This window comes from Pseudomonas sp. BN102 (assembly GCF_029871245.1).
Classification (GTDB): Bacteria; Pseudomonadota; Gammaproteobacteria; order Pseudomonadales; family Pseudomonadaceae; genus Metapseudomonas.
In genome coordinates this window covers 1-14045 of sequence record NZ_SSON01000024.1, presented here as the reverse complement: position 1 = coordinate 14045, position 14045 = coordinate 1, and the positions used below count along the sequence as shown (strand labels likewise).

General features: G+C 66.1%; 12 protein-coding genes. 10 read left to right on the top strand and 2 right to left on the bottom strand.

The window, feature by feature from the left end; all coding sequences use genetic code 11:
- The first annotated feature begins 10 nt into the window (after positions 1–10).
- A complete protein-coding gene (desA, locus tag E8F12_RS02990; RefSeq protein ID WP_280323812.1) occupies positions 11–1195 on the top strand; it encodes a delta-9 fatty acid desaturase DesA in 1185 nt (394 codons plus the stop codon).
- A 354-nt stretch (positions 1196–1549) separates the two neighbouring features.
- Here the strand turns inward: desA and E8F12_RS02985 are convergent, their stop codons facing one another.
- Together E8F12_RS02985 and E8F12_RS02980 are read right to left on the bottom strand one after the other, a co-directional pair.
- Positions 1550–1756, bottom strand: coding sequence for a hypothetical protein (locus tag E8F12_RS02985; RefSeq protein ID WP_280323811.1), 207 nt, complete (start codon positions 1754–1756; stop codon positions 1550–1552).
- A 98-nt stretch (positions 1757–1854) separates the two neighbouring features.
- Complete coding sequence (locus E8F12_RS02980) at positions 1855–2811, bottom strand: LysR family transcriptional regulator (protein WP_280323810.1); 957 nt, start codon at positions 2809–2811, stop codon at positions 1855–1857.
- A gap of 151 nt (positions 2812–2962) precedes the next feature.
- Here E8F12_RS02980 and E8F12_RS02975 point away from each other — a divergent pair, with 151 nt between their 5' ends.
- The 9 genes from E8F12_RS02975 to E8F12_RS02935 form a co-directional block, all read left to right on the top strand.
- Positions 2963–4024, top strand: a complete 1062-nt coding sequence (locus tag E8F12_RS02975) for an HlyD family secretion protein (RefSeq protein ID WP_280323809.1) — start codon at positions 2963–2965, stop codon at positions 4022–4024.
- Positions 4025–4028: 4 nt separating this feature from the next.
- Positions 4029–5057 carry a DUF2955 domain-containing protein gene (locus E8F12_RS02970; protein ID WP_280323808.1) on the top strand — a complete coding sequence of 343 codons (1029 nt, stop codon included), beginning with the start codon at positions 4029–4031 and terminating at the stop codon, positions 5055–5057.
- A 75-nt stretch (positions 5058–5132) separates the two neighbouring features.
- Entirely contained in the window at positions 5133–6104 is a 972-nt protein-coding gene (locus tag E8F12_RS02965; RefSeq protein WP_280323807.1) for a sensor domain-containing diguanylate cyclase, read from the top strand.
- 217 nt (positions 6105–6321) lie between these two features.
- Positions 6322–6804, top strand: a complete 483-nt coding sequence (locus E8F12_RS02960) for a biopolymer transporter ExbD (RefSeq protein WP_348532400.1) — start codon at positions 6322–6324, stop codon at positions 6802–6804.
- Between the two features lie 321 nt (positions 6805–7125).
- A complete protein-coding gene (locus E8F12_RS02955) occupies positions 7126–7719 on the top strand; it encodes an RNA polymerase sigma factor (protein ID WP_280323806.1) in 594 nt (197 codons plus the stop codon).
- Complete coding sequence (locus E8F12_RS02950; protein WP_280323805.1) at positions 7716–8720, top strand: FecR family protein; 1005 nt, start codon at positions 7716–7718, stop codon at positions 8718–8720. Before E8F12_RS02955 ends, E8F12_RS02950 begins: the two co-directional genes overlap by 4 nt.
- Before the next feature lie 251 nt (positions 8721–8971).
- Entirely contained in the window at positions 8972–11398 is a 2427-nt protein-coding gene (locus E8F12_RS02945; RefSeq protein WP_280323804.1) for a TonB-dependent receptor, read from the top strand.
- A gap of 333 nt (positions 11399–11731) precedes the next feature.
- Complete coding sequence (gene mdcA, locus E8F12_RS02940; protein WP_280323803.1) at positions 11732–13393, top strand: malonate decarboxylase subunit alpha; 1662 nt, start codon at positions 11732–11734, stop codon at positions 13391–13393.
- The coding region (locus tag E8F12_RS02935) for a triphosphoribosyl-dephospho-CoA synthase (RefSeq protein WP_280323802.1) at positions 13393–14045 on the top strand (653 nt) is incomplete at its 3' end. The genes mdcA and E8F12_RS02935, both read left to right, overlap by 1 nt.

Sequence of the window (14045 nt, the reverse complement as noted above, 5' to 3'; positions counted from 1 at the left end):
AACACCATCCATGTGGTACAACGGACTTCTCGACCTGTCACCGTGGCAACTGGTGGCGGTCACCCTGGTGCTGACCCATGTCACCATCGTCAGCGTCACCGTCTATCTTCACCGTTATTCGGCTCACCGCTCGCTGGAGCTGCATCCGGCGCTCAAGCATTTCTTCCGCTTCTGGCTGTGGATGACCACCGCCATGAACACCCGCGAGTGGACCGCCATCCACCGCAAGCACCACGCCAAGTGCGAAACCGTCGACGATCCCCACAGCCCGGTGGTCAAGGGCCTGTGGACCGTCCTGCGCAAGGGCGCCGAGCTCTACCAGGAAGAGGCGAAGAACGAGGACACCCTGCGCATTTACGGCAAGAACTGCCCGGATGACTGGGTGGAGCGCAATGTTTACTCGCGCTTCCCCATCGCCGGCGTGACCCTGATGGCGCTGCTCGACCTGGCCCTGTTCGGTGCCCTCGGCCTCACCGTCTGGGCCGTGCAGATGATCTGGATTCCGCTCTGGGCCGCCGGCGTCGTCAACGGCCTCGGCCATGCCATCGGCTACCGCAACTTCGAATGCCGCGACGCCGCCACCAACCTGGTGCCCTGGGGCATCCTGATCGGCGGTGAAGAGCTGCACAACAACCACCACACCTACCCCAACTCCGCCAAGCTCTCGGTGAAGAAGTGGGAGTTCGACATGGGCTGGGCCTGGATCAAGCTGTTCAGCGTCTTCGGTCTGGCCAAGGTGCAGCGCGTGGCGCCCATCGCACACCGCGTGGAAGGCAAGGGCAGCCTGGACATGGACACCGCCATGGCCATCCTCAACAACCGCTTCCAGATCATGGCCCAGTACCGCAAGCTGGTGATCGGCCCGCTGGTGAAGCAGGAACTGGCCAAGGCCGACGAGTCGGTGCGCCACCTGTTCCGCCGCGCCAAGCGCCTGCTGTCCCGCGAGACCAGCCTGCTCGACGAAGGCAACCAGGCGCGCATCGCCGCCATGCTGGAGCAGAGCCAGGCCCTCAAGGTGATCTACGAGAAGCGCCTGGCGCTGCAACAGATCTGGGTCAAGACCAGCGCCAATGGCCACGACATGCTCGAAGCCATGAAGCAGTGGGTGCACGAGGCCGAGGCCAGCGGCATCCAGTCCCTGCGCGATTTCGCCGAACAGCTGAAGACCTACTCCCTGCGTCCGGCCTCGGCCTGACGCGGCGAGCGCCCATGAAAAAGGCCGGCAGAGATGCCGGCCTTTTTTTGTGGGGGCGAATTCATTCGCTAACCGGACCGCAGGTTCGGCCTGCAAGGCCTCAGGGGGCCGCTGCGCTGCCCTATGCGATTGAAATCGCCCCCACAAGTCGAGACGTGGCACCTATCGCTAAGGTTGAGAATTCATTCGCGAAAAGCTGGGCTCAGAACACCTTACCGGGGCGTCCACGATCAGGATTCTGGTGCTTGGTGCGCGGGAAACAAAAAAAGGCCGCTCATCATGAGCGGCCTGAACAAGACGTCGATAGGAGCTGTCACGCATCAACGTCAGGAGGTGGAGAAAGCGGGGAAGGACTCAGCTGTCCTGGGCGTTGCCGGCCTGCTTCTGCTGCTCGGGCGCGTTTTGCTTGGCGATGGCCTGCTGCTCAGCAGCGTTGGCGCGCTGTTCAGCCAGCGCTGCATTGCGTGCAACAAAGCTGCTGGACTCTTCAGCCAGGGTCAGTTGCGAGAAAAGCAGGGAAAATACGGCGAAAACGGCGGTAAAAATCACATTGCGTTGCATATCTTGAACCTCTCGGATGGTTTCTTGCGAAACATGGCGCCATCTTAGGTAGGTCCAGATAGGGGAAAAATAGCGGTTTCAGTGAATGACTGTTTCTCTCAGCGCAACAATTTCGAATTGATCGCCCAGCGTTTCGGGTCTTCCAGCAGGGCCTCGTCCTGGGCCAGCAGTGGCGGCAACTCGGCCTTGAGAAACTCCACCCAGGTCTTGATCTTGGCGTCGAGGAATCGCCGCGACGGGTAGATGGCGTAGATGTTGCGCTCGCGCAGGCGGTACTCCGGCAGCAGCCGCAGCAGCTTGCCCTCGCGCACGGGCGGGCAGGCGACGAAGGAGGGTAGCAGGCAGATGCCCATGCCGGCCTGGGCCGCCTTGGCCAGGGATTCGGCGACGTTCACCTGGAAGCTTTCGGCGGGCAGCACGTTGAATTCGCCGTGCTCGCCGTTGAACACCCAGCTGTCCTCGTAAAGCGGGTCCAGCAGACGCAGGTAGCGATGCTGCTGCAGGTCCGCCGGCTCCAGGGGCACACCCTGTTTCTTCAGGTAGCCGGGGCCGGCGCAGAGCACGCTGAACATCGGCCCCAGCACCTGGGCCACCATCTGCGAGTCCGGCAGCTCGCGGGCGAAGGTGATGATGACGTCGTGGCCGTCCTCCAGCAGGTCCGGCGTGCGCTGCGACAGCGTCAGCTCCACCACCACCTCCGGGTAAAGCTCGGAGTAGCGCGCCACCAGCGGGGTGAGGTGCTGCAGGCCGAGGCCGGTCATGGTGTGTACGCGCAGGCGGCCATGGGGCTTGAGGTGGGCGCCACGGGCCTCTGCGGCGGCCTCGTCCACCTCGCCGAGGATCTGCCGGCAACGCTGCAGGTAGCGCTCGCCCACTTCGGTCAGCGCCAGGCGGCGGGTGGTGCGGTTCAGCAGGCGGGCCTGAAGCTGTTGCTCCAGTTCCGACACCAGGCGTGAAACCTGGGCGGTGGACAGGTCCATAGCCTGGGCGGCGGCAGTGAAACTTCCGGTGTCTATCACCCGCACGAATACCCGCATGCTGTGGAGCGTGTCCATTGTTACCCCTTGTGTAAGGCTGCTTCTCGCTTTCAGCAGATTATCGACGAAATTTCCGAAAATATACTTTCCCCCATGAGCGGCATTGGCCGAGAGGTTGTCGTTCCCGTCTTTTCCGCCCGCGTTTCCAGCGGGCCCCTTCGAGGTTCGCATGACTCCGGATCAGAGATTCGCCCGCCGGGTCCAAGTGGCCATCGCCCTGTTCGTCCTGCTGTTCGCCTACTTTCTCGCGGCGGATCTGTGGATGCCCATCACGCCCCAGGCGCAGCTGACCCGCCCGGTGCTGCGCATCGCCTCGCGGGTGGATGGCCAGGTGCTGGAGGTGGCCGTCGCCAACAACCAGCACGTCGAGGCCGGCCAGTTGTTGTTCCGCCTCGATCCGCAGCCCTTCCGCCTTGCCGTACGTTCCGCCGAGCTGGCGCTGGAGCAGGCCGGGCAGGACAACCGCCAGCTCGACGCCGCAATTGCCGCCGCCCGTGCCGAGCAAGCCGCCGCCCAGGCCACCGCCAGCGAACTGCAGCGCGAAACCGCGCGCCTCGGCCGCCTGGTGCAGAGCCAGCATGTCTCGCGCCAGCTCTACGAGCAGACCGAAGCCCAGCGCCAGGCGGCCCAGGCCAAGCTGGCTGCCGCTGGTGCGCGCATCCGTGAATTGACCGCCCAGCGTGGTGCGGAGGGCGCGGACAACCTGCGCCTGCGCCAAGCGCGCAATGCGCTGGACCAGGCCCGCCTGCAACTGGAATACAGCGAGGTGCGCGCCGAACGCGCCGGCGTGCTGAGCAACCTGCAACTGTCCCCAGGCGCCTACCTGCACGCCGGCAACCCAGTGGCTGCGCTGGTGGCGGACGAGGCGGACATCAGCGCCGACTTCCGTGAGAAGGCCCTGCGCTACGTGCGCCTGGAGGACGGCGCCTCAGTGGTGTTCGATGCCCTGCCCGGGCACATTTTCGACGCCAGGGTCAGCGCCATCGATGCCGGCGTGAAGGAAGGCCAGCTGGACGCCAATGGCGACCTGGCCGCCCCGGCGGTGTCCGATCGCTGGGTCCGCGACGCCCAGCGCCAGCGCCTCCACGTCAGCCTCAGCGAAGCCCTGCCCCAGACCCTGCCCAGCGGCGCCAAGGCCACCGTCCAGCTCTACCCGCGCGACTCGCAGCTGGCGGACCTGTTCGGCCGCCTGCAGATCGCCCTGATCAGCATCCTGCACTACGTGTACTGAGCCGATGGCCCGCAAGTCCGCCCTCAGCGAAAACGACCTGCGCCAGTGCCTGCGCCTGGCCGGCGGCGGCACCCTGGGGCTGTTCGTCTGCAAGTTGATGGGCTGGGACAATGGCGCGTTCTTCTGCGTCTACCCCATGCTGCTGCTTGGCCTCACGCCAAGCATCAACGGCCACATCGTTCGCCAGTTCCTGCTCCAGGCGGTGGTGGTGAGCTGCGAGGTGCTGCTGATCTACGGCCTGTTCGGCGACCGGCCGCAGCTGATGGTGCCGCTGGCGTTCCTCGGATTTCTCTGGCGCTTCCGCCTGATGGCCCAGGGTTCGCTGTTCATGTTCGGCGCCCTGGGCAGCGTGTTCCTCTCCATGCAGCTGCACTTCGCCAGTTACCCGGATACGCACCTCTACGACCTGGTCGCCAGCAACCTCGTGGCAGCCGGCCTGACGGTGCTGATCGCCTGGCTGATGTTCTTCCTCTTCCCGGACGCAGAGCCGCGTACGCCACGGCAGATGCAGGCCAAGGACCTGCCCAGCCAACGCCACGAGGCGGTGCTGGGGGCGACCATCGCCACCCTGTCCTTCATGCTGTTCCAGAGCTTCGACCTGCGGGATTCGCTGTCGGCCCAGGTGGCGTCGATCCTCGTGCTGTTCCCCATGCACTGGAACGGCATCCGCTTCGCCGGTCGCATCCGCGCCCTCGGCACGCTGCTCGGTTGCGCCATCGGCCTGGCGTTGCAACTGGTGCTCTACAGCCACTACGACGTGCTGCCGCTGGTGACCCTGATGTACTGGACCGCCGCCTTCTGCTGCGCCCGGCTGCACGCGCTGGAAGGCGCCCAGGGCGTCGGCTTCGGTGCACTGACCACCCTGGCCATCGTCTTCGGCCAGTACCTCACGCCGCAGCATGACGTGGTCTATTCCATCGCCTACCGCCTCTCATCGGTGTGCGTGGCGGTGTTCCTCACCCTGGTGGCGGTGTTCGCCCTGCACCGGTTGCTCAACCGCTTCGCTGCCTTCCGTCATGCCAGTCACGCCTGACCGTCGGCTCGATTGCCGGCCGCACTTTTGCCTGCCTAATCTGTCGAAGGCAGGTCCTATGAAGGTAGCGGCCGAATGGAAACTTCCCTCGAAGCCCCAAGCGAACTGGAAAAACTGACACTCGCCCTGCTTCACAGCCGCGGCGAAGTGGAACGCCTGCGCGAGCGCGAGGCTGTCTTCAGCAGCCTGCTGGGCAGTGTGAACGCCGTGCTCTGGGCCTTCGACTGGGAGGCCCAGCGGGTCATCTACGTCAGCCCGGCCTACGAGCGCCTGTTCGGCCGCTCCGCCGCCCTGCTATTGGCGGACTACGGCGAGTGGCGCAACTGCATCTATCCCGACGACGTGGACTACGCCGCCCAGAGCTTTGCCGATGTGCTGGAGAAGGGGGCCATCGAGGCCCGCGAGTACCGCATCATTCGCGCCGACGGCCAGCTGCGCTGGATCAGCGACAAATGCTTCGTCAGCCAGAAGGGCGACGCGGGACAGCCGACGATAGTGGTCGGCATCGCCGAAGACATCACCGAGAAAAAGCAGCTGGAAGGCGAACTGCACCGCCTGGCCACCACCGACGTGCTGACCAAGAGCAGCAACCGTCGCCACTTCTTCGAATGCGCCCAGCGCGAATTCGACCACTCCGTGCAGTTCGGCAGCCCGCTGGCGTTCATCCTGCTGGACGTCGATGACTTCAAGAAGATCAACGACACCCACGGCCACCAGATAGGCGACCAGGTGCTGCAGCGCATCGCCCAGTGTGGCGCCAATACCCTGCGCCGGGGTGACCTGTTCGGCCGCATCGGCGGCGAGGAATTCGCCGCCGTCCTGCCCGGTTGTCCGCCGGAACTGGCCTGGCAGATCGCCGAACGCTTGCAGCGGGAAGTGCAGCGGATGGGCTTCACCGTCGACGGCAAGAGCTTCGGCGTCACCGTCAGCCAGGGCCTGGCCAACCTGCGCGACGACGGCAACCTCGACAGCCTCTATGCCCGCGCCGATGCGGCCATGTACCAGGCCAAGCGCGGCGGCAAGAACCAGATCGTGTTGGCCGACTGAGTCCTTGCGCGCACGCCGACCAGAGGGTGCAAGGTCGCCGGCGCTTTTTTTATCTGCACCCTGCCTGGTCCACTGCAGGCCGCGCGGCCTCTCGCTTAGGACAAATAGTTACTAAAAAATGAATTTTTAATATTTGTTAGATCTATCGGATCGCGCCTAACTTCGCTTCACCGCGCCGGCTTCTGCCGGTGGCGACCTGCCAAGGAGCGCGCCCATCATGAAGACCCTGCTCAACCAGTTCCTCGGGACGCTCGCCTCCCCCCTGCTGATCGGATTGCCTGGCGTTTTCCCCCAGGCCGCCGCGCCGCAGCCCGAATCCGTTCACATCACCCGGCCCGACCTCAGCGCTGGCAGCGAGTCCGGCGCTGGCCGGGTGGTGGAAGTGCTGCTGTTGCTGCTGGTGGTGTTCATCATCACCGCGCCGCTGCTGACCGATGCCATCCCCATCAGTCTGCCGAAGACCGAGCAGAAGGACCCGCACGTAGGAAGCATCGACGGCACCGGCAAGCTGTACATCGACAAGGGTGAATTCCAGCCCGATCTGGTCCAGGGCAACTTGGCAGCGGACAACGCCAAGGACCCCGAGCTGCGCGTGCAACTGCAGGCCGATCGCCAGGTGGACTACGACGTGGTAGCCCGCGCCATGGCCTCCATTGAACGGGCCGGAATCACCAGGCTGGCGGCCATCACCGCCCGCTGAAAGGCTTGGCTGCCTCCCTTCAGGCAGGGGGGAGGCGGCATTTTTATTCGGACGTGCGGGGCCTTGCCCCGTAGGGGCGAATTCATTCGCCAAGCGCGCCGCGAGGATTATTCTTCCAGGCCCTTCACGGCGTTTCCCGTGCTGGTCGCGAAGTATCTTGTGGGAGTCGTGCCGAGTGCTTTCTTGAACAGGGTGATGAAGGCCGCCACCACTCAGTGGCCACGCTCGCCCGCCCGCTCATGGCTGCCGCTATGCATGTCTATTTGATAAGCATTATCATCTGCTGCCTTCCAAGTCCGAGGCGCTCGCGCGCCAGCCGCCATGTCCGACCTTCCAGCCCCGGCCGATGCCCCGTCGAGCGACGCTTGCGCGTCCGGCGAGCCCGCGCGCCGCGAGGATTTCCTGCGGACCTTCCTCTCGCGCCGGCAGCAGATGGAGCTGCTGGTGAGCCGCCGGGTCGGCTGTCGGGCTACTGCGGCGGATCTGGTGCAGGAGTTGTTCCTGCGTTTCTGGCGCCGTCCCCAGGTTCCCGTGGAAGACCTGGGCAGCTACCTGCTGCGCAGTGCCCACAACATGGCCATCGACCACATGCGCAGCGAGGGCTCGCGCAGCCGCGCCGAGAGCGGTCTGTTGCCGGAGCAGCAACTGGCCGAGCCGTCGTCGCCCGAAGCCGCGCTGCAAGCCGGTAGCGAGCTGCGCCATGTGGAGGCGGCACTGCGTGGGCTGCCGGAGCGGACCCGGCAGATTTTCCTGCTCAATCGCATCCATGGCCGCACCTACGGTGAGATCGCCCGCGCCATGGGCCTTACCCAGAGCGGGGTGGAAAAACATATGATGCGCGCCCTGGATGTCTGCAAAGCGAGCCTCGCCGAAGCCGCGCAGACCCGTCACCACACCGGGAGCGCCAAGCCATGAGCCTCAAGCAAACGCCATTGCGCGCCGTCGACGCTGACCACGAGTCCGACCTCGACCAGGTCGCCTGGCTCTGGCTCGGGCGCCTGCAGGGCGAGCCGGAGCCGGCCCTGCGCCGCGAGTTCGAGGCCTGGCTCTATGCCGCCCCGGAGCATGTGGATGCCTACACCCGCGCCCAGGACCTCTGGCGCCTGACCCAGCCCGGCGCCGCGCGCCTGGCCGAGGAAGAAGCCGCCGGGCTGGACGCGCTGCTGGCGCGCATGGACACCGCGCCGCGCCGTCGCATCGGCCGCTGGAGTGCTGCGCTCGCCATGGCCGCCAGCCTGCTGCTGGTGATCTGGGTGGGCGGCTGGCAGCCGCAGAACCTGCTCGATGACCTGGGGGCCGACCATGTGTCGGCGCCGGGCGAGGTGCGTGACGTCGTCCTGGCCGATGGTTCGGTGCTCACCCTGGATGCCGATAGCGCCGTGGCCGTGCATTACGGTGGCCGTGCGCGCCAGGTGGAGCTGCGCCGTGGCGCGGCGTTCTTCAAGGTCACACCGGGCCAGGTGCCCTTCGTGGTGACGGCGAATGGCGGCGAAGCTCGGGTGCTCGGCACCCGTTTTGAAGTGCGTCTGCGCCAAGCTGGCGCGCGGGTGACGGTGGAGCAGGGCAGGGTAGGCGTGCGCGCCCAGCCCAACGGCGCGCAGCAGGTGCTGGGCGCCGGCCAGCAGGTTGCCTTTACCGATGGCCAGGCTGGCGCAGTGGAAAAAGTCGACGCACAGACGCAGCTGTCCTGGCGCGAAGGTCGCCTGACCTTCTACCGCATCCCCCTGGGCGAAGTGCTGGCCGAGCTGGATCGCTACTACCCCGGCCGAATTGTCCTGCTCAACGGCGACCTGGCCGGCAAGCGCATCAGCGGCAGTTTCCCCAGCAACGATCCGTCGGCGGTGCTGGCCTCGCTCAAGGCGGTGGTGGGCTTCGAGCAGCACGAGCTGCTGGGCCGGGTGATGATCCTGCGCTGAGGCGTCTGCCGGTGCAGAGGGTGGATTTTCCTTGTAGGGGCGAACTCATTCGCCAAGCAGACCGAAGGTCTGCCCTTGGAATCTTAGGGGCCGCTGCGCCGCCCTTGGCGAATGAATTCGCCCCTACAGGAGAGCGCCCTCCACAATTTTTTCGCATCCCCACTGAGGTACTCCATGGCGGCATCCGTGTAGTGCTTGTAATGCGATCTATTCGCAAACGAGAAGCCAATACGCCAAGGGTGAACGACCTCATGAAGTACAGGACAACGCGGGTGCAGGCTGGTGGGTTCAGGGGCCTGGGGATGGCCTCGCTGCTGTGGGCCGGCGCCTTGCTGCCGCTTGCGGTCGGTGCGGCAGGCGCCGCGGGGGCTCAGGCCGCCGCCACGGCCTATGATTTCGCCATTCCCGCCCAGCCACTGCCCCAGGCGCTGAATGCCTTCAGCCGTGTCACCGGCCTCAGCGTGGTCTACACCGATGAAGCGCCTTACGGCTTCAATGCGCCGGCGGTGAACGGCCGCATGAGCGCCGACGAGGCGCTCGGCAAACTGCTCGCCGGCTCCGGCTTCACCTGGCGTCAGGCCGGTGCCGGCACCCTGACCCTGGAGCCCCTCGGCAATGACGGGGCAATGAAGCTGGACGCGGTGAACATCGACTCGCGGCTGGCCCAGGCGGAGAGCTACCAGCCGCCGCCAACCACCTCGATCATGCGTTCCGAGGCGCCGCTGCTGGAAATTCCCCAGGCCATAGCCGTCGTACCGGGCCAGGTGCTGCAGGACCAGCAGCCGCAGTACCTCGACGATGCGCTCTACAACGTCAGCGGCATCACCCAGGGCAACACCCTCGGCAGCACGATGGATGCGGTGACCAAGCGTGGCTTCGGCGACAACCGCGACGGCTCCATCCTGCGCGACGGCATGCGCACCATCCAGGGCCGCAACTTCACCGCCACCGCCGACCGCGTGGAGGTGCTCAAAGGCCCGGCCTCGATGCTCTACGGCATCCTCGATCCGGGCGGGGTGATCAACGTCATCAGCAAGAAGCCGCAGCTTGCGTCCTACCACGCCATTACCGGCCGCGCCTCCACCTACGGCGATGGCAAGAACGGCAGCGGCGGCACCCTCGACACCACCGGTTCGCTGGGCGAGACCGGCCTGGCCTATCGGCTGATCGCCGATTACGACGATGCCGACTACTGGCGCAACTTCGGCCACAGCCGCGAGAAGACCATTGCGCCGTCCTTCGCCTGGTTCGGCGAGGACACCACCATCAACCTCAGCTACGAGCATCGCGAGTACAGCGTGCCCTTCGACCGCGGCACGGTGATCGACCCGCGCACCAACAAGCCGCTGAACATCCCCGCCGAACGCCGTCTGGACGAGCCCTACAACATCACCGAGGGCCGTTCCGACCTGACCATCTTCGACCTATCCCACCAGCTCAGCGAAGACTGGAGGGCGCATTTCGCCTACAGCTACAACCGCGACACCTACGACGACTTCCAGGCCCGCGTGACCAGTATCGACACCAGCAGTGGTACTGTGGGCCGCCGCCTCGACGGCACCCGTGGCGCGGTCAGCACCGAGCATTTCGCCACCCTCGACCTGGACGGCAAGATTCAGCTCGGCAGCATGCAGCACGACCTGCTGATGGGCGTGGACCACGAGTACCGCAAGTTCTTCCGCGAGGACCTGATCCGCCAGAGCACCCGCCAGCGGCTCGACTACAACAACCCGGTCTACGGCCAGGTGCCGGTGCCCACCACCGTGGTGGCCAGCGACAGCGACCAGACCGACCGCATCGAAACCCAGTCGGCCTTCATCCAGGATTCGATTCACCTCGACGAGCGCTGGATCTTCGTCGCCGGCGCCCGTTACCAGCTCTACGACCAGCTCGCCGGGCGCGGCCGGCCCTTCCAGACGAACACCGATATCGACGGCCAGACCTGGGTGCCCCGTGTCGGTCTGGTCTACAAGCTGAGCGACACGCTGTCGCTGTACGGCGGCTACAGCGAGTCCTTCAAGCCCAACTCCACCATCGCCCCGCTCACCGGCGGCGCCTCGATCAACGGCCTCGATCCGGAGGAGGGCAAGTCCTGGGAAATCGGCGCCAAGCTGGACCTGCCGGGACGCATCACCGGCACCCTGGCGCTGTTCGACATCGACAAATCCAACGTGCTGGTGACCCAGACCCTCAACGGCGAGACCGTCGCCAGCACGGCCGGCGAAGTACGTTCCCGTGGCCTGGAGCTGGACCTGGCCGGTCAGCTCACCGATGACCTCAGCCTGATCGGCAGCTACGCCTTCATCGACGCCGAGGTGACCAAGGACCCGCTGCTGGAAGGCAACCGCCTGCAGAACGTCGCGCGCCACACCGGCTCGCTGTCGGCGGTGTACGACTTCGGCCCGCTGTTCGACGGCGACCGGCTGCGCGCCGGCCTTGGCGCGCGCTACGTGGGCAAGCGCGCCGGGGATGCGGAAAACACCTTCGACCTGGAGCACTACACCGTGGCCGACGCCTTCGCCAGCTACGAGACGCCGCTGGGGGACAACCGCCTCAAGCTCCAGCTGAACGTGAAGAACCTGTTCGACAAGACCTACTACAGCTCGGCGGTGAACAACCTCAACGTGTCCATTGGCGATCCGCGGCAGGTGCAGTTGTCGACGACGCTGGAGTTCTGACCGCGTTGGGAGCGTGTTTTTCGTAGAGTGGATATCGCTTTTCATATCCACCAGCGGCGTGCGGCCTGGTTCCGATGGTGGGTCGGTGGAGCGTGATCCACCCAGGATTTCGCTACGTCTGCTTTCGTAGGTTGGTGCCGAGCGCAGCGAGGCCCAACGCTGGGGTTTCCCGTTACACCGAGTGTTGGGCTTCGCGGGCTCAGCCCAACCTACGAAAAGCTCGGATCGACGATCATTAACCTTGCCGTAACGATCCCTTACCGGGCTTGATTGATGCCCCACCGCCCGGACTCCTAATGTGGCCCCCACGACAGCGGACCTCGTGGAGCCACCATGACAACAAGACCCTCTCCCCCGCCGCAGTGGTCGCGTCGGCGCGCCGAAAAGCAGCGCCGTCTCGACCAGGTGCGCAACCTCGCCGATGGCGCGGTCCTGCCCAGCGAGCGGATAGTCGATGCCCTGGAAGCGCTGATCGCCCCCGGCGACCGCGTGGTGCTCGAAGGCAATAACCAGAAGCAGGCGGATTTCCTCTCCCGCTCCCTGGCCAAGGCCGACCCCGGCCGCCTGCACGATCTGCACATGATCATGCCCAGCGTCAGCCGCGCCGAGCATCTCGACCTCTACGAGCGGGGCATCGCCCGCAAGCTCGACTTCTCCTTCGCCGGCCCGCAGAGCCTGCGCATTGGCCAACTGCTGGAAGACGGCCTGCTGGAAGTGGGCGCCATCCACACCTACATCGAGCTCTACTCGCGCCTGCTGGTGGACCTGATCCCCAACGTCGCCCTGGTGGCCGGCTTCATGGCCGACCGCGAAGGCAACATCTACACCGGCCCGAGCACCGAGGACACCCCGGCCCTGGTGGAGCCCACCGCCTTCAGCGACGGCATCGTCATCGTCCAGGTCAACCAGCTGGTGGACGATGTGCGCGACCTGCCGCGAGTGGACATCCCCGCGTCCTGGGTCGACTTCGTGGTGGTCGCCGACAAGCCCTTCTACATCGAGCCGCTGTTCACTCGCGACCCGCGCCACATCAAGCCGGTGCACGTGCTGATGGCGATGATGGCGATCCGTGGCATCTACGAGAAACACAACGTCCAGTCGCTCAACCACGGCATCGGCTTCAACACCGCCGCCATCGAGCTGATCCTGCCCACCTACGGCGAATCCCTCGGCCTGAAGGGCAAGATCTGCCGCAACTGGACCCTCAACCCCCACCCGACCCTGATCCCCGCCATCGAGACCGGTTGGGTGGAGAGCGTGCACTGCTTCGGCACCGAGCTGGGCATGGAGGACTACATCGCCCAGCGCCCGGACGTGTTCTTCACCGGCCGCGACGGCTCCATGCGTTCCAACCGCATGATGTGCCAGCTCGCCGGGCAATACGCGGTGGACCTGTTCATCGGCGCCACCCTGCAGGTGGACGGCGACGGCCATTCCTCCACCGTCACCCGGGGGCGCCTGGCCGGTTTCGGCGGTGCGCCGAACATGGGCCATGACCCGCGCGGCCGCCGCCACGCCACACCCGCCTGGCTCGATATGACCGAGCCGGTGACCATGCTCGAACGCGGCAAGAAGCTGGTGGTGCAGATGGTCGAGACCTTCCAGGAAGGCGGCAAACCCACCTTCGTCGAGACCCTCGACGCCGTCGAGGTGGCGAAGAAGGCCGGCATGCCCCTGGCGCCGGTGATGATCTATGGCGACGACGTCACCCACCTGCTCACCGAGGAAGGCATCGCCTACCTGTACAAGGCGCGCAGCCTCGAAGAGCGCCGCGCGATGATCGCCGCCGTCGCCGGCGTCACCGCCATAGGCCTGCGCCACGACCCGAAAGACACCCTGCGCATGCGCCGCGAAGGGCTGATCGCATTGCCGGAAGACCTCGGCATCCGCCGTACACAAGCCACGCGGGAACTGCTGGCGGCGAAAAGTATCGCCGAACTGGTGGAGTGGTCCGGCGGCCTTTACAACCCCCCGGCCCGATTCAGGAGTTGGTGATGAGCGCACTGATTGCACGCAATGCCGACCTGCCGCTCGCCGACCGGCTGGCGGACCTGGCGGTGGACGCCCTGATCGACGAAGCCGACCTTTCGCCCAAGCCGGCCCTGGTGGACCGGCGCGGCAGCGGCGCCCACCGTGACCTGCACCTGGGCCTGATGCACGCCTCGGCGCTGTCCCTCTGGCCGTGCTTCAAGCAGATGGCCGAGGCGGCGCTGGAGCATGGCGAAGTCGGCCAGCCCCTGCGCGAAGCCCTGGGCCGCATCGGCCGCGAAGGAGAAGCGGCGATGCTGGCCACAACCGGCGGGGTGAATACCCATCGCGGCGCCATCTGGGCCCTGGGCCTGCTGGTCGCGGCCGTGGCCCTCGAGCCGGAGAGCGACGATGCCCAGGCCATCGCCCTGCGCGCGGCACGCATCGCCCTGATCCATGATCGTGCGGTGCCGCCCAGCGATAGCCACGGCGCCCAGGTCGCTCGCCGCTATGGCGCCCGGGGCGCTCGGGAAGAAGCCCAGCTCGGCTTCCCTGCGGTGATCGCCCACGGCCTGCCGCAACTAGCGCGCAGCCGCGCGGCTGGGGCTGGTGAGCAGAACGCCCGCCTCGATGCGCTGCTGGCGATCATGGCCACCCTGGCTGACACCTGCGTGCTCTG